Genomic DNA, 16,987 nt, shown 5'->3' on the forward strand with positions numbered 1-16,987 from the left:
GAGGTACTCATACCGCCTGTCCGATTAGCCTTTGACCGAACCCAGCATCATGCCTTTGACGAAGTACTTCTGAAGAAAGGGATAGACGACGATAACCGGGACCGTCGTGATGACCAGCATGGCCATTTTGACGGACTCTGCCGTAACGGTCGCTTTGAAGCCCGAGTCCATCTTGGATATGGACGCGATGTTGGATGCTTCGTTCGTTTGGATGATTTTCAGAAGCACGTTCTGCGCAGTCCAGAGGTGTTCGCTTGTCATATAGGTGAATCCGGAAAACCAGTCGTTCCAATGGAAAACGCCGATAAAAAGCGCGACCGTCGCCAGCACTGGCGTGCTGAGCGGCAGGACGATTCGCCAGAACAGGGAAAAATCGCTCGCTCCGTCGATGACGGCGGATTCTTCCAGGGCGGCCGGAAGCTCGTTCAAATAGCTGCGGAGGATCAAGATATGGAAAGTGGCGAGCAAATGCGGCAGGACGTAAACCATCACGTTGTTGACCAGACCGAGCATGTCCATGACCACGTAAGTCGGGATGATGCCGCCGGAGAAATACATCGGAATCAGCATCCACCAGGTCAGAAATTTTCGGAAGACGAAGTGCTTCTTCGTTAACGCAAAAGCGAACATCGCGGTCAAGACGACATGCAGCACGGTCCCGGCAACGACGCGGAACAACGTAATTTGATAAGCGTTTAACAGCTCCGACGTCTTGAAGATCGCTTTATAATTTTCGAAGGAGAACGACCTTACCCACAGGTAGAGCCCCCCTCGCTGCGCATCCAGCGGATCGTTAAGGGATACGATCAAGACGTAGTAGAACGGATAAATACAGACGAACGCGAAGAGGAGCATCAGCAATCCGTTGACCGCGGCGAACGCGTCGAGTTTTCGTTTCTTCTCCATGCCTAACCTCCGGCTATCAAATAATGGAATCGCTCTTGGCGGCTTTCGCCAAATAATTACAGACGATGAACAAGACCAGGCCGATAAAGGCTTGGAAGATGCCCATGGCCGTTCCGATCGAATATCCCGTGAGCCCCATATCCTTCAAGTATCGAAGCACGAGCGTATCCAAAATTTCGGCCTTCTGCTGAACGGTAACGTTCGACATCGTCCACAGTTGGTCCTGACCCGCCTTGAGCAAGTTCGAGGCGTTCAGAATGAACATCAGCACGATCGTGTTTTTGATGCCCGGCAGCGAGATGTGCCAGATTTGCCTGAATCGGCTGGCTCCGTCCACCCTGGCCGCCTCGTACTGTTGGACGTCGATCGCGGACAGGGAAGCGATAAAGATAATCGCGCTAAAGCCCATATTTTTCCAAGCTTCGGTAAATAGAATGATCGGGTAGAAAGCGTCCTTATCGGCCAAAAAGTAAAACGGCTCTTTCAGGATCCCGAGCGAGACGAGCAGGTCGTTCACGACGCCGCCGTCGATGGACAAAAGCTTGTACCAGATCCCGGCCGCGATGACCCAAGAGACGAAATAAGGCAAGTAAGAGGTCGTTTGAACGAACTTTCGGAACCATCCCGTGCTGATTTCGTTGATCATGAGGGCAAAAACGACCGTCGCGGGGAAGAGCAGGATCATTTTCAGCGCGCTGATGAGGATGGTGTTCTTGAGCGCGTTGTTAAAGTCGGGCATATCGAATAACGTCTTAAAATTATCGAATCCGACGAAGTCGCTTCGGAACACGCCTTTGAAGACGTCGAAGTCCTGAAAAGAAATGACGACGCCGTACATCGGCAAATAGGCAAACACGAGGAAGAACAGAAATCCGGGCAAAGCGAACGCGATCAACCATTTTTGCTGATAAAGCTTGTTCATGCCTTTCACCTTCTTAGCTATAAAATAATCCTCATTTAATGAAAGCGCTTTCTTTAATAATTGAGCCGGACCGCCCGTTCCGCGCTCAGCTTTGACCTTTCCAAAGCGTCGCTCGTAACGGACTCCATCCTCTCGTCGATTACGCCTTGCTTCTTATACCTTTACTTTAACTCACCTTACACCGCTGATCTTGCACGATTCTTACGCGTTTTTTGGACTTTTTTTACGCTTCGTGCGCCATTCGTTCGGGGTCGTTCCCGTCGTTTTCTTGAACACGCGATTGAAATACTGTTGGTCGGAAAAGCCAAGCCCGTGGGCGATATCCGCGATCTCCAGCGCTCCCTGCTCCAGCAGTTCTTTGGCCTTGTCGATCTTGAGCCCGGTCACGTATTTAACGAAGCCCTGATTAGTGGCCGCCTTAAAGACGCGCGACAGGTACGAAGGGTTAATGGCGAATTTATCGGATATTGTCTGCAGCGTCAATTCATCCTCGATATTTCTGGACACGTAAGCGATGATTTGATCGATGACCGACGAATTGAGAGCGGCATTGCGGAGTACGTCTGCCTCCGATCCGGGAGCAGCGCGGAACAATCGTTCAAGCATCGTCTCGATCGCTTTCACGATCGCACCGCGATCCTCGAGCTCGTCCAGCGCTCTCCCCGAAAGAACGTCCGGATCGATCCGCTCGATAAAATCGTAATCGTTTTTCAAGCAGAATCTTATCACGAGATTGACGTACTCGTTAAACAGGTAGTCGATGGAAATCTCTTCACGGCATTCGGCTAGCGAGCGGATGAATACATCCTCCGCGGTATGGCGAAGAAGGCCGATCGCTTTCGCGAGGCTTTTATTTTCCAGGCTTTGTTCGGCCAGCTTAAACTTTAGCGCGAGCGATTGCGAAGCGTTATTGCTGCGAACCTCGTTCGCGGCATACTGAAAGATTTGATCCGTTCCGAAGCAGAATCGGTTCTTCAGCGCCATCGCGGCTTGCCGGTAAGCCGTCTTCGGATCGCCGCAAGGCCGGCTGACGCCGATCGTAACCGGCAAGCCGTGCCGGTCTCGGAACGACGCGCGAAGCCCATGCGTCTCCTTAGCCGCCATGTCGGCTAGCCGATTTTCGTCCTCGCCGCCGAATATCAGAATGAAGGTATCCATGCCGAAGTAATTTTCCAGCATCCAGCCGTTTCCCGTTTCAGCGTCGAACCGATCGCGCATTTCCAAATAGACTTCGCCGCCGACCGGCTGTTCGCCGGCATGGAGTCTGACCGAGGCAACGACGTAGGCGTCGTGTCTCAGAATGGCGATTTCCCGATTCGCTTCCCTCTTCTCGGCTTCGTCCTCCCGCCGCTCGGTCAACAGATGATAGATTTCCTTTTCCATGGCCAAGCGACGATTTTCCCTGCTGACCGATTCGATCCGCTTGTTATCTTCCTTCGCCTGTCCGGATGCCTCGATCGCGGCCCGCATCGCCTCTACCACTTGAATGAGATCTTGGGCTTTGACCGGCTTGAGTACGTAATCCGTAACGCCGTACTTCATCGCTTTGACGGCGTAATCGAAATCGGCGTAACCGCTGATCACGATAAACCGGGTGTCCGGACACCTTTCCTTTACGGCCTCGATCAATTCCAGCCCGTTCAAGACGGGCATCCGGATATCGGTCAGAATCAAGTCCGGAAGCTCGCCGCCTTCGATCAAGTCCAGCGCTTCCCTGCCGTTGCCCGCCGTCAACACGCTTTCGAACGAAACGGAGCTGCCTTTCAGCAAATATACGATTTTGTCTCTGCTCAATTCTTCGTCGTCTATGACCATGACCTTCATCCGGATGCACCTCATTTCATTTTGCGGCTTGTAATGACGACTTTTGTCCCGTTCCCCTTGACGCTTTCAATCGCTATTCCGTAATTGCCGCCGAATAAAAGCTTGAACCGCATGTTCACGTTTTTCAGTCCTACGCCCCCGCGCGGCTCGGCATGCGGCAAGGAACCTCCTCCGTCGATGCTTTGCATGATCTGGCGAAGCTTGGGCTCCTCGATTCCGATTCCGTTGTCCGACACTTCCAGCACGATCGAATCCTCCGTTTCGTAAGCGCTGATCCGAATGAAGTAGGCCCCGGACATTTCGTTAAATGCGTGCTTGATCGCGTTCTCGACGACGGGTTGCAGCGTGAACCGAATCGTCAGGTATTCCGACACGCCTTCGTCGATCTCATAGATGACGCTTAATCGATTGCCGTAGCGAACCTGGATGATTTCCAAATAATTTTTCACGTGCTGGATTTCAGTTCCGATCTCCACGACGTTATGGCTTGCGATGTTCATGTTGTACCGGTAAAAATCGGCCAGCTTTTCCACCATTTCATTGATTCGGACATGATCCCGTTTGATGGCCAGCGAGCTGATCGCGTCGAGCGTATTATACAGAAAATGCGGGTTGATCTGGTCCTGCAAGCTCTTGATCTCGGCTTCGTTGCGGAGCACCTGGTTCTCCAGCACGTTTTTGACCATTGCATTAAAGCTCTGGCTGAGATCGCCGATCTCGTCGTTGCGGTTAATGTCGCTCCGGATTTTGTAGTTCGACTTCTCTATGTTTTTCATCGTCTTGGACAACCGCTTGAGATCCCGCGTGCTCCTCGTCACGAAGAGATGTACGGCAAGGATCAGGATGACCATCACGATGATTCCCGTCAGCATGATGATGATTTTCGAATCGTTGATTTGCTTGTCGATCTTGTTTTGGTTAATCAAAGAGACGACGTACCAGCCTGTCGTCGCGGAGTTTTTAACGTTGGCATAGTAGCTTGATCCGTTAAAATGGAGCGTATCGAACTCGGCCAGCCGGCCGATGTCTTTGCCGCTGAATTCGTCATACGTCGAGACATCGGAATTGAGGCTGAAAATCACCTTCCCGTCGGCCGTCGTAATCAGAATATCGTCGAAGGCCTGGTTGTTGACCCCGTTGAGAAAATCCGAGAACAGGTTTTTGTCGGCGCTCAGCACCATGAAGTCTTTTTCTCCGGGCAGATTGTCCCATAGCTTGATGGCTTGCGAGAATAGCGTATTGTTGTCCTTGCCCGGCAGCAGGGAGAACCCGGGCAGCAGCACCATCGATTGATCGGAATCAGTGATCTCGCGGTACATGTTCATACTCAAGGCGTTACGAATATACTTAAAATCCTGGCCGTCATTTAGATCCGTCGTCAGGATCTCCTGTCTATCGAAGAGAATGACCGACAGCGATTTGTACCCTTTGAAAAAAATGAGCGATCGGATGTTATCGTAAAAATGATTGTAAGCCGAGTAGCCTTCGTAGGTTCCGACGAACTTCTTGTCCGCGATCACGGGGAGATTGGCATCCTCGGAGAGGATCATTAGTACCTTCTGCATATCGTCGACGTAGCGGTCGATGCTGTTGCTGATCTGCGCGTTCAGGCTTGTGACGTACTGATTGATGTTTTCCTTCGTATACTTTTCCATAAAATGAGATAATAGCGCGCTTAAAACGGTAATAAATACGATGCCGATGACGGTATTGAACAAAATGAATTTATTTCGTAAACCAAAAAAGAGGAATCTCATCCTCTTTTGGAAATGTGGAACGATATTCGTTCTAATAAGATAACCTCCTGACGCGGAAGCCCGAACGATATGGCGCTGTAGGTTTGTCTAATTATATCATCGTCAGTCGAATTGCAGTGCAATTTCAGCTTTTCCGTCGAATCGCTCGACCAGGACGGTTTGTCGCGCCACGGCATAAGTTCCGCCCATGACGCTGGCCGGAATCGTCCCCTCCGGGTGCGGGAGACGGATGCTGACCGTATTCGGCTTCCTGTCCGAACGGCAAACGATTTTCGCCACGATCTCCTTCCGGTCCAAATGCGATTCGACGCGCAGCGAGACGGATCCGAAATAAGTCGCGATGCCGTCCAGCTCGATGACGTTGCCGCTCTCCAGCCATTTGCTCGGAATGCCCGGCAGCAGGTTCAACCGCTCTTCCCCGTCTTCCATATACAGCATCCACCGGGTCTGCATGAGAAACCAGCCCTCTTCGTGCGTCTTGTGCGGGCTGGCGTGCCAGAAGTGCTCCCAAAACGTATACGTCTCCCGGTCCGCCAATCCGGCAAAGCCGTTATAATAGGCTTTCAGGAACGGCTTGACCTCGCCGCGCTTCAGATGTACCCACGGATGAATGCTGTAGTACGGCTGGCTTAGCGCGACGTTGCTGGTACACATCAATTCATGATGGTAATTCAACATGAATTCCGCCGCGGCTTCGTCCGGACGAACGACCTCTTGAAAAACGAGGTAAAGCGGGCCGAGAAGCGAATCCCGCGTGGCGACCGACCCGTGCGTCAGCCACTTGCCGCCTTCCCCGTTCACGGCGAGCGGTCCTCTGTGCTCCACCCATGGCGGGACGGTCGGCACCCAGCTCCCGTCGGCCAGCGGGACGACCGGAGAATTCGCCATCGCGGCGAACAAAGCTTGACGGATATCCGCTTTAAAAGCTTGCGCCTCGGCTTCGATCCGCGCGGAATCGCCGGGATCTACGTTTCTGAGCATTTCCGCCAATCTGCTTAGTCCCATGTACGCATACCCGTTTAACATAAAGGAACGGAACGGATCTTCCGGATCCGCCGTCTTCCCTTCCAGCATGCCGTAGCCTTTGCCCCGCAGCGCCTCCGTTTTATTGCGGTCTCTCCACTTCTCCAGATAATCGAACGCTTTCAGCAAATGATCCTTGATCCGAACAACCCATTCGGCGTCCCGCGTATAGCGGTAATGCTCTCCGAGGCTCCACAACGCGGCGCCCGTTTCCAGCATATATCCGCCGTAATTTTGCATGAGGCCGTCGTCGTGCTGCTTATCCAGGAAAAACCGCAGCGCCCGTTCCGCAACGTCGTTCCAGCCCATGGATTCCATGAATTGAATGATCGGCGAGCTCTCCGAGCCGATCGCCGTATACACGCCGATCGTCGGGACGATCGTTCCGCCGGGCTCCAGTCCATAAGAGACGAGATCGAGATGAAGCAAGCCTGCCTTGACCATCTCTTCGATCCGCGGCTCGGGAAGCTTGATCGAAGCCGCCCGGGACAGCTTCTCCCGCCAGAACGCGCGGCACTCCGTCCATCGCTCCTCGAAAGACTGCCGGCTCAAGCCTTCGGCGCGTTCCCTGGAGATCGGACGGTGAGGCAGGAAAAATTCGAAGGCGACCGACGCTCCCGGAGGAAGGAGAACGGCCATCTCTTCCATACGAAGCGGTTGTCCGCCCAACTTGGATACGCAGAAGACACGATCCTCCGAATAGCGGGCGAACCCGTTATCGCCATCAAATTCGTATTGCTTGTCGTCGTTCAGGACAAAAGCGTTGGGCACGACGTTTTTGAACCATGCGTATCTGGGCACTTTGGCGTTGTTCGTGGCGACCGCCCGGAAGTAGAGCACCGTCTCCTCGTCCCGGTTCAGCTCCTGCGGAAGAATCTGTTCCCGCAACGCCGTCTGTTCTTCCGTCAGCATATGGAAGTGGCCGAAGCCGTCGGCGGCCAGATAGTGCGTGCCGCTTAACGTATCGGCATTTAGCGGGCTGCTTTCGTAAGAGACGAACGATACCGTATCGTAAACGACGTCGTTGTCCGAGATCGATGCGTGCAGAATGGGCAGCGTTCCGTCCTCGAGCCTGCGGGCGATTCCTTCCACGCAGCCGACGCCTCGGCCGAGCATGTACCTGTAACAGACGGGCTTGTCTTCGTTCTCGGATAGCTTCGCCTCGAAGCCGTGGAATCTCGGCTGCACCCAATCCCACAGCCGCTCCTCCCCGCCGACGCCGCGAAATCCGACGCCAAAAATCCGAACGTCGCGCGACAACCCGAGCCATGTCTGCGAAGCGAGCTTCCGCGTATGCGCGGCGGCGTTTTCGTAGCTTTCTTCCGGTTCCTCCTCGATCCGCTGCAGGTTGGTGATCAGATTCTTCGCCTTGATGTCGAGCTCGATTTGCTCGTAGGTCCGATCGTCTTCGGCTTGCGTGACGGCGACGCCGTAAGCGGGGATGTAGATCGGATAGCCCTTGTTCACGTCGCTCAGGAAAAAGCTGAACGGGTGCTGCTGCGTATCGATCTTCACCAGGATCGCAGGCAGACGATTAGGTTCCTCCGTTTCTACGGTCACTTCCAGCCGTACCGGATTACCGTCCGTCGAGAAACGATCCCCCTCGGACTTGCCGTTCCCCCGCACGATTGTCGTAGCGAGCGAGCCCGCCGTAGTCGTCACGGCCCCCTCGATCGGTCCAATCTTCCACTCAACCGCGATTTTTGCTTTCATTTATTCCGCCCCTTTATGTCGCAATCGCCATTTCGGTTAATCTTCGATCGTTCGATAGGTCGATTTATTTAAATCAAATATGAAAGATAATCGAACCCTAAGTGAAAGCGCTAACAGACATAATTCTACTATAGCCTGGGGCGAGAAAATACGATTGTACAATGCTTACGTTTTCTTTTGGACTTTTTTTACTTGGGGGAAGTCGTTTGCCAGAACTAGCCATTCAAAAAAGTTGATTGTTTACGCGGATAGCCGACGGCACACATCTGTCTGTCAACGCCCAAGAGGCGGTCGTCGCATCGGGCGAATGCATCGTGCTGGATACCTACCGGCCCGGAGCATATACGGAGGTGGTCTACTGCGTCGATTTCGGGCAAAAGCAGCGAGGAAGATTGCGGTTCGCGTATGCGGGAGCGCATGAGGACGCGGTGCCGTTCGATGCCTGCGACTCGACATTGGCTTGCCCGGCCATCGGTATAAGAGGCGTGTTTTTCGATGGCAACGATGTTCGCAATTTTCGATGGGCGGTCATACGGTGGGCCAGTGGCTGGGGGACGGAACGCCAAGCTTCAACGACGATTCTCAGCCTCATGTCGATCAGCTGCTTCATTACGTACCGTTTACCCCGACCTTTGTCGTTATTCAGGCGCCGATCGTGAACGAGTACCTTCGCCAGACGCCTCTGGCGGTTTTTTGGGATAACCTACTCACCTTGACCGGGAAGCTGAGAAGGCATTTCAATGCTGACGGAGAAGACAGAACGGACCTTCTGCTGCTGACGACGCCCGGCGACAAGCGTATCGCATTCGAAGGCGCGCCGTCGGCCGCGATCGGATACGAGGATTATTACGAGACTTTGAGAGCTTTCTCCCGTACAAGCGGTTTCGGCTTGATCGATTTTGCCAAGTACTTCGCGGACTGCGTACACCAGGGATTGTTGGATTACGAGCTGCTGTTCGACGATCCCATACATCCCAGCCCGTTCGTCAACGAGTTCATCGCCTGCAAGCTTGGGCAAGCCATTGATTTGCTTATGTAGTTCGCTGTGACAGCGACCACTCGCAATTCGATAAACACTTGCCCGGCGATCATTTCTTTACCACTCCGCTACGCTGCCGTCTTGATGGCGCCATATCGGATTTTTCCAGTCGTGTCCGATATGGGCCATCTTCCGCACGTGCGCCTCATCGATCTCGATACCGAGTCCAGGACCGTCCGGGATCGTGACGAAGCCATCCACGTAATTGAAGACGGACGGATCGACGATGTAGTCGAGCAGGTCATTGCCTTCGTTGTAGTGAATCCCCAGGCTCTGCTCTTGTATAACCGCATTATGGCAAGTCGCGTCCACTTGCAGGCAAGCAGCCAGCGCGATCGGTCCGAGCGGACAGTGCAACGCAAGCGCTACGTCGTAAGCTTCCGCCATGCTCGCGATTTTTTTGCACTCGGTGATGCCGCCTGCATGCGACACGTCCGGTTGAATGATATCGGCGTATCCGTCCGCGAGCAGCCTTTTGAAGTCCCACCGCGAGAACATCCGCTCGCCGGTCGCGATCGGGATATTCGTAGCGGACGCGATCTCCCGAAGCGCCTCGTTGTTCTCCGGGAGCACGGGCTCCTCGAGGAACATCGGACGGAATACTTCCAGTTCCTTGGCCAGAATCTTCGCCATCGGCTTGTGAACGCGGCCGTGGAAATCGATGCCGATGCCCAAATACGGACCGACAGCTCCGCGGACCGCAGCCACTCTCTTCAGCACTTCGTCGATCTTTTCGTACGAATCGATATATTGCAATTCCTCCGTCGCGTTCATCTTGACGGCGGTGAAGCCTTCGGACTGCGCGCGCAGCGCGGCTTCCCCCACATCGGAGGGGCGATCCCCGCCGATCCAGGAATATACCTTGATCTTCTGGCGGCAGGCTCCGCCCATCAGCTGATAGATTGGGGCTTGGTGGTATTTCCCCTTAATATCCCACAGCGCTTGATCGATTCCCGCGATGGCGCTCATCAACACGGGACCGCCGCGATAGAAGCCGCCCCTGTACATCGCCTGCCAATGATCCTCGATCGCGAGCGGATCCTTGCCGATCAGGTACCCGCTCAACTCTTCGACCGCGGCTCGCACCGCGCGCGCTCTGCCTTCCACGATCGGCTCTCCCCAGCCCGTTATCCCTTCATCCGTATCGATCTTCAGGAACAGCCATCTTGGCGGCACGACAAACAATTCCATACCCGTAATTTTCATGATCCGCTTCCCTTCGCTTGAATGGCATTGATCATATCTTGAATATGAGACTTCATGAGCGTTCTTGCTTGCTCCGCCTCCCGCTCGCGGATCGCGATGGCGATCAATCGATGATAACCGGCAGCCTTCTCCCGCATATACGGCAGCTTATCCGTCTCCCTCCTTCCTTGCGCCGACAAATCCGCCACGACGGACAGCATTTGGGCAAGCAGCGGGTTGCCTGCGCCTTCAGCGATCTCCTGATGATAGCGGACATCCGTCTGAAAATGCGCCTCGCCTCGCTCCATCTGCGCTTCCATCAGATCCGACAAATCACGGATCGACTTGGCCTGGGCCGCAGACGCCCGCATGGCGCAATAAGCCGCCAGCTCCGGCTCGATCGCAAGGCGCGCCTCCAGCAGCTCAAGCAGCGAACGCGTCTCCATTCCTTTGATCGGAGCCATCGGATCTTCGAGAAGACTCGGATCGTTGCGGACGAAAATGCCTCTGCCATGCTCGATACTGACGACGCTCCGGCTCTCGAGCAGACGCAGTGCTTCCCTTACTGCAGTCAGACTGAGTCCGTACAGCGACGCCAATTCCTGCATCGTCGGCAGGCGTTCGCCGGGCTTCCACGCTCCGGCGCGGATTTGTTCCTGTATTTGCTCGATTACTTCTTCATGAGCCAGCTTCTTCATCAGCGTCTCCCGTACAGCATTTTGCTAATTGATATGATCTTATATCGACTAAGATAATATCTTTATTTTCGATTTGTCAATCCTTGCATTTGCGGCAGGCAGAAATCTACTTTGTTCAATTTGATCCCGGCAGCGGCTATAATCAAGTTGATCGCAAGATGAAGTTCCTGCCAAATGGCGAAAATAGGAGGCTCGTAAAAGGATGAGCATGCGCAAACGTACGATAATCGGCATCGATCAACCCTGCTCGGTCATCGTCATGGGCGGCGTTCCGCTCGGGACGCGGCTGGACGAGCGGCAGTCCATGCGGCTGCTGGATCTCTATGCGGATGCCGGAGGCAACATGGTCGATACGGCCGAAGTTTACGGCAGCTGGGTGCCGGGCAAGGCGAACGCGAGCGAGCTCGTGATCGGTAAATGGATGAAGTCGCGCGGCAACAGAAGCCGCATGATCGTGACGACCAAGGGCGGTCATCCGGATCTGGGATCGATGAGCGTCTCCAGGCTTCAGGCGGCCGACATCAGAGCCGACGCCGAAGGCAGTTTGCGCCGGCTGCAGGTCGACGCGATCGACCTGTACTGGCTGCATCGCGACGACCGGTCGATCCCGGTCGCCGAGCTGCTCGGCTCGCTCGGCAGGCTGGTCGAGGACGGCATCATCAGGAGCTTCGGCTGCTCCAATTGGGAGACGGACCGGATCGCGGAGGCGAATCGCCTGGCGGCGGAGCAAGGCTTGCCGATGTTCGCCGCCAATCAGGCATGGTGGAGCCTCGCAAGCCTGGATTCGGCGCATATCGAGGATCCGACCGTCGTCGTGCTGGACGAGGGGATGTACCGTTATCATGCGGAGACGAGCCTGCCGCTCTTCGCCTACTCGTCGCTGGCCAAGGGCTTGTTCGCCAAGATGGAAGCCGCCGACCATGCGGGGAACGCTTATGAGGCGCCGCCCTTGTACGGTCTTCCGGCGAATAAGCGCCGGTTCGAGCAAGCGAGGCTTATCGCCTCGGATCGAGGCGTATCGATCTCGCAGGTCGCCCTCTCCTATATCGTCTCGCGCTCTTTCCCCGCCTTTGCCGTCGTTGGTGCGACTGACGAATCGCAGCTCGCGGACAGCCTCGGCGCAGGAGATTTGATGCTCGGCGATGAGGAGCTTGCCCTGCTCGATAACTGCCAATTTTCCGGATAAATCAAGCCGCGCCCCCTTCGCAGGAGGCGCGGCGTTTTCATTTTCGCGGCTGTTGTCACCTTATCGAGCCCAGGCAATATGCTGTAGCAAAAGGAGGATGCGCCATGTCGCTTTTGCTGCAGCCTGCCGATATCGAAAACGCCGAGCCCGCGCCGGAAGCGTGGAAAAAAGAGGCGTTTCGTGCATTTGCGGCCAAGATGTCCGACCGGAAAGCCCGCTTCCCTTGCATTCCGGCTACGCAAGCTTTCGCGCTGGGTCACCTGCGATACGGGTTCGTCGCGAGACCCTGGCATCCATCCGCAGCCGGGGAGCTGGGCGAGCTCGTCGCCGAATACGGCAAAGCGTCGCGCCGGTTCGGCGATTATTCGTCTTTGATCGTATTTTTTGACCGGGAGCCGGACGAAAAGGATGTTCTGGCCTACGAGGCGAAATTTTGGGACTTGTTAAGCGAAGCGAGCCGCATGGACCAAGCGGCATGGCCTGCGGACATTCCCGAGGACACCGGACAGCCGATATGGGAGTATTGCTTCGACAACGAACGGTACTTCGTATACTGCGCGACGCCGGCGCATCGCTCCCGCCAGAGCCGCCACTTCCCGTTTTTTATGCTCGCCTTGACGCCTCGCTGGGTATTGGATCGCTGGCACGCGCATCCCGCACGCGCGGCCGCTACGGCTCCCCTTATCCGCGCCCGCTTGGCCGCCTACGACGAAGCGCCGGCGCATCCCGAACTGAAGCCTTACGGCTCGCAGGGGAATCTCGAGTACAAGCAATACTTTCTGCGGGACGACGACACAGCGTTGACGGGCTGTCCTTTTCACCGCGAATTAAAGAAAGAGCATGCGGAATAAAAACGTTAGCCGCTCCTGTCCGCGTGAACGGGGATCTGCAACGATCAATCGATCGGTCGGCCGTCCGTGCCGACTGTCTCTCCCTAATCCTCGAGCTCGACGGCAAGCGCATGGACGTACGGCGTCGGCCGCCGTTCGGGCAGGCGCACGATCAACGCTCCGTCAGGCTGTTCAAACGGGACTTCGCCGGCGCCGAGCAGCTTGACCGACTTGACCCGATCCGCTTCCGTCAGCGTGCGTATCATCGCGATTCCGTCTGCCGGCCAGCGCATCTGGAAGGCATAGAGCATGTTGCCGCGCCGCGTAAACCGGAAATCCGCCGGCGTCCAATCGACGGCATCTTCCTTGAAGTGGTCGATCACGACGCTTGAAGGCCCCTCGCCGAATACGCGAAACGGGCGCGTTCCATAGACGGCCTCCTCGTTGATGCTTCTCCAAGCGGCCATTTCCCGCAGCAGATAAGTGCACTCGTCGTCCAGCGTGCCGTCCGGCTTCTGCGGAATGTTGAGCAGCAGATTGCCGTTTTTGGAGATGATGTCCACCAAAATTTCAATGACATGCGCCGGCGTCTTATAAACCGCGCGCACGTCATAGAACCAACCGCCGACGCAGGTGTCCGTCTGCCAGGGCTCGGGCTTGATGTCGCTCTCCTGGCTGCGCTCGATATCCAAAATGCCGATGGAATAGACGCTCTGCCGCCGATCCTTCTGATTGTATACCGCCTGGTTGACCCCTCCGTGCAGGCTTGCGCTCTTGTTGTACAAGTAGGCGACCGCCTCCAGCCCGGCTTCGAACACGGCCGCCTCGTCCGACTCCGTCGCGCTCTCCTCGATTCTGCCGAAGGGCAGGGCGCCGTCGGAGTAGAGCAGGTCCGGCTCATATCGATCGATCAGCTCTTTCATAACCGCCAGCCAATGCCGGTGCCAGCCTTCGTTCGTCGTATACCAGGGCTCAAGGTCGTGCATGTCTTTGTTCGGGCCGTAGTGCTCCCGGTTGGGCAAGTACAAATCTTCGTAAGCCGGGTCGTTGCCGTCATACGGAACGTTGGCATACAGGCCCGCTTTATCGCCGCCTTTGTTCGGCACAAACCAGCTGAAGGTCGCCCCCATATGCTCGGTCAGACCGAAAGGCAAGCCTTTCTTTAAAGCCGCCGCTCTCCACAGAGCTACGATGTCCTTCTTCGGTCCCATCTGCGCCGCATTCCACCGATGCAGCTTGGAGTCGTAATTAAAGAAGTTGTCATGGTGCATGGCCTGCGCGACGAAGTACTTGGCGCCCGCTGCCGCATACAGCTCCATTAAGGCGTCCGGATCGAACCTTTCGGCCTTCCAGCGCTGAACGATGTCCTTGTAGCCGAATTCGGACGGATGTCCGTACACGCGGGCGTGGTGGCGATATTGGTCCGTATTTTCGATATACATATTACGGGCGTACCAGTCGCCGAACATCGGGACGGACTGCGGTCCCCAATGGGACCAGATGCCAAGCTTCGCATCCCTGAACCATGCCGGGCACTCAAACGTTCTTAACGAATCAAAGGTCGGTTGGAACGGTCCGTTTTTAAAATCAGCTTTCAACAAAAGCACCTCCGGTTGTCCGATTCATATGGAGACAGTCCCGTTTCAAAGGGGACAGACCCATGGTAGCACCGGTATGCTATGCTGAAGAAGATACAAACCTAACCATTGCTTGTATAAAACTAACCATCCTTGCAGGTGAAAAAAATGATGAACGAACGCTCCCGCAAGCGACTTCTGCAGATGTACCTTTCCAATTTGCAGGTCAACGTGACCGCGTTAGGGTTTAATCCGGTCTGGTCCGATTGGCGCGACATCGATTATACGCCGGACTATAACAAGTTTTACTTGATTACGGACGGAGAAGGGTGGCTTAAGATCGGCGACCGGGAGCTCTATCCGAAGCCGGGCCAGCTGGCCCTCATGCCTGAAGGCGTCCGGCAATCGTACTCGGCCATTAACGACAAGCCATACACGAAATACTGGTGCCATTTTACGGCGAAGATCGGAACGATCAACTTGTTCGACCTGATTCGTCTCCCCTGGATGATCGACGTGCAAGAAGAGGACGGCCTGCCTGCCGATCTCTTCAAAGAGATGCTCCGGCTCCACCGGGCCGATACGCTGTCCTCGTCGCTGCATGTGAATGCCTGTATGCTCCGGCTCATCGGATACTTTCTCGACCGATCCGTTCCGGTCGACATCCAGCTCGCGCACGCCGAAACCTCCGATCTCCTCCGCGCCGTGCTGACCTACATCGACGATCATTTTCAGCGGAACATGACAGTGCAGGAGCTGGCGGATTTGACGCATATGCATCCCAATTCCTTTATTCGACTGTTCAAAAAGCACCTCGGCACGACGCCGATCCAATATATCAACCGCAAACGAATCGACAGCGTAAAGCGGCTGCTCACCTCTACCGATCTCACGCTATCCGAGATCGGCGCGCGGACGGGCATTCCCGATACCTCCTATTTGTCCAAGCTGTTCAAGTCGACGACCGGTCTGTCCCCGACGCATTATAAGATGCTCGCAGGGCGTAAGCTCGTTTGAGATTGGAGAGCGCGCCGCGCGAGAGGTTTACGTCGATTGCTTCATCGAGCGGCGCTCCATCCTGCGGAACAAAACCGCGAACACGACAATGCATCCGATCGCGAGCACAGCATTGTACAAGAACACGTTGCGCATTCCCCAGATCTCGCTCGCTTCTCCGCCCGCGTAGCTCCCGATCAAGCGGGCGATGCCCAGACAAAGCAGCGCATTTAGCGTCTGCCCGCTCGCTTTGAGTTCATCCGGCACTTCCCGGTTGATCACGGTAGCCATCGTGACGGATAATACGATAAAGATCAAGCCGTGCAGCACCTGCACCGGAATCGTCCAATAGGGATCATGGATGGCTGAGAACAAGTACCACCGCAGCGCCGCCGCGATGCCTGCGCCGAACAAGATGTAGTGGATGCGCACCCGCTGAAATATTTTCCCCGCCAGCAGCAGGAACGGCATCTCGCTCAGCGACGACAGGACCATCGACCAGCCGAGCCAGGCGTTGCTGCCGCCCAATTCCTGAAAATATAAAGGAAAAAACGTATAGTAGTAGCCCAACGTGATATGAAGAACGAAATTGACCGCCAAATAAAAGACGAGCTTGCGATTGCGAAACAAGATCCAAATTCGGATGCGACGTCCCTGCTTCTGATGGCCTGCGACCGATGGAAAGCGGAGGACGAACGCAAAAGACACGGCCATGACCATCGCGTAGACCGCAAACATCAGGTCTACCCGCTTCTCGGCAATCAAGCCGAACACGATCGACATGAGCGCGAATCCGAGCGTGCCCGCCAGCCGAATCCGGCCGAAGCCGCCCGCCCAGCGACGACGGTCCAACTCTTCAAGCGTGATCGCGTCGCTGAGGGCGAAGATCGAGGCCTGAAAAAATGTGAAAATGCTGATCATGCCTAGCAAATAGCCGAACCCGTCGGATAAAGGATACAGCAGCATGGCGCCTCCGCTCCCGGCGATCAGCAGCAGCAATATATGATTTTTGGTTTTGGCCCGGTCGCTGAGCGTTCCCCATACCGGCTGCGCAAATATGGCAACCAGCGGGCCGATGCCAAGCAGGATGCCGATCTGCGAGGCGTCAAAACCCGCATCGCGGAAGTAGAGCGGGATAAATGTGCCGTATACCGCGTTGCCCATATAAATGAAGAAATAAAACAGATAGAAATAGGAGAGTCGAACCGATGCTGTCATAAGTCGCTTCCTTTGCGGCAGGTTAAAAAAGTTGTTTCTAGCATAAGCCCTGCTGCCTGCAAGATCAACGCTGAATCTTGCAGACAGGCGGCGCGCGGCGCGAGCTCCCTCCC

General features: G+C 55.4%; 13 protein-coding genes. 4 read left to right on the forward strand and 9 right to left on the reverse strand.

What is annotated here, in order from left to right:
- Nucleotides 1-24 precede the first annotated feature (24 nt).
- From KB449_RS18915 to KB449_RS18935, 5 genes are all read right to left on the reverse strand, one after another.
- Nucleotides 25-906 (reverse strand): carbohydrate ABC transporter permease, encoded by an 882-nt coding sequence (locus KB449_RS18915; RefSeq protein ID WP_282909862.1) that lies wholly within the window; start codon nucleotides 904-906, stop codon nucleotides 25-27.
- 16 nt (nucleotides 907-922) lie between these two features.
- The gene (locus KB449_RS18920) at nucleotides 923-1,828 is read right to left on the reverse strand and encodes an ABC transporter permease (RefSeq protein ID WP_282909863.1); all 906 of its coding nucleotides are present in this window, start codon (nucleotides 1,826-1,828) and stop codon (nucleotides 923-925) included.
- A gap of 201 nt (nucleotides 1,829-2,029) precedes the next feature.
- Complete coding sequence (locus KB449_RS18925) at nucleotides 2,030-3,652, reverse strand: response regulator (protein WP_282909864.1); 1,623 nt, start codon at nucleotides 3,650-3,652, stop codon at nucleotides 2,030-2,032.
- Nucleotides 3,653-3,663: 11 nt separating this feature from the next.
- Nucleotides 3,664-5,370 carry a sensor histidine kinase gene (locus tag KB449_RS18930; RefSeq protein ID WP_282909865.1) on the reverse strand — a complete coding sequence of 569 codons (1,707 nt, stop codon included), beginning with the start codon at nucleotides 5,368-5,370 and terminating at the stop codon, nucleotides 3,664-3,666.
- Between the two features lie 141 nt (nucleotides 5,371-5,511).
- Nucleotides 5,512-8,145, reverse strand: a complete 2,634-nt coding sequence (locus tag KB449_RS18935; protein ID WP_282909866.1) for a glucosidase family protein — start codon at nucleotides 8,143-8,145, stop codon at nucleotides 5,512-5,514.
- 535 nt (nucleotides 8,146-8,680) lie between these two features.
- On the opposite strand from KB449_RS18935, the gene KB449_RS18940 reads away from it, so the two are divergent.
- The gene (locus KB449_RS18940) at nucleotides 8,681-9,184 is read left to right on the forward strand and encodes an SGNH/GDSL hydrolase family protein (RefSeq protein ID WP_282909867.1); all 504 of its coding nucleotides are present in this window, start codon (nucleotides 8,681-8,683) and stop codon (nucleotides 9,182-9,184) included.
- A gap of 57 nt (nucleotides 9,185-9,241) precedes the next feature.
- On the opposite strand, the gene dgoD is transcribed toward KB449_RS18940, so the two are convergent.
- Complete coding sequence (gene dgoD, locus KB449_RS18945; protein ID WP_282909868.1) at nucleotides 9,242-10,390, reverse strand: galactonate dehydratase; 1,149 nt, start codon at nucleotides 10,388-10,390, stop codon at nucleotides 9,242-9,244.
- Nucleotides 10,387-11,067 (reverse strand): FadR/GntR family transcriptional regulator, encoded by a 681-nt coding sequence (locus KB449_RS18950; protein WP_282909869.1) that lies wholly within the window; start codon nucleotides 11,065-11,067, stop codon nucleotides 10,387-10,389. Before KB449_RS18950 ends, dgoD begins: the two co-directional genes overlap by 4 nt.
- 202 nt (nucleotides 11,068-11,269) lie before the next feature.
- On the opposite strand from KB449_RS18950, the gene KB449_RS18955 reads away from it, so the two are divergent.
- Nucleotides 11,270-12,253 (forward strand): aldo/keto reductase, encoded by a 984-nt coding sequence (locus KB449_RS18955; RefSeq protein ID WP_282909870.1) that lies wholly within the window; start codon nucleotides 11,270-11,272, stop codon nucleotides 12,251-12,253.
- 104 nt (nucleotides 12,254-12,357) lie between these two features.
- Nucleotides 12,358-13,104, forward strand: coding sequence for a YqcI/YcgG family protein (locus tag KB449_RS18960; protein WP_282909871.1), 747 nt, complete (start codon nucleotides 12,358-12,360; stop codon nucleotides 13,102-13,104).
- 83 nt (nucleotides 13,105-13,187) lie between these two features.
- On the opposite strand, the gene KB449_RS18965 is transcribed toward KB449_RS18960, so the two are convergent.
- Nucleotides 13,188-14,681, reverse strand: a complete 1,494-nt coding sequence (locus KB449_RS18965) for an alpha-L-fucosidase (RefSeq protein ID WP_282909872.1) — start codon at nucleotides 14,679-14,681, stop codon at nucleotides 13,188-13,190.
- Between the two features lie 150 nt (nucleotides 14,682-14,831).
- Between KB449_RS18965 and KB449_RS18970 the strand changes: the two genes are divergently transcribed.
- A complete protein-coding gene (locus tag KB449_RS18970) occupies nucleotides 14,832-15,677 on the forward strand; it encodes an AraC family transcriptional regulator (RefSeq protein WP_282909873.1) in 846 nt (281 codons plus the stop codon).
- 27 nt (nucleotides 15,678-15,704) lie between these two features.
- On the opposite strand, the gene KB449_RS18975 is transcribed toward KB449_RS18970, so the two are convergent.
- Nucleotides 15,705-16,874: an MFS transporter gene (locus KB449_RS18975; RefSeq protein ID WP_282909874.1), complete on the reverse strand. Its 1,170-nt coding sequence runs from the start codon at nucleotides 16,872-16,874 to the stop codon at nucleotides 15,705-15,707.
- Nucleotides 16,875-16,987 lie beyond the last annotated feature (113 nt).

Source organism: Cohnella hashimotonis, from assembly GCF_030014955.1.
Classification (GTDB): Bacteria; Bacillota; Bacilli; order Paenibacillales; family Paenibacillaceae; genus Cohnella; species Cohnella hashimotonis.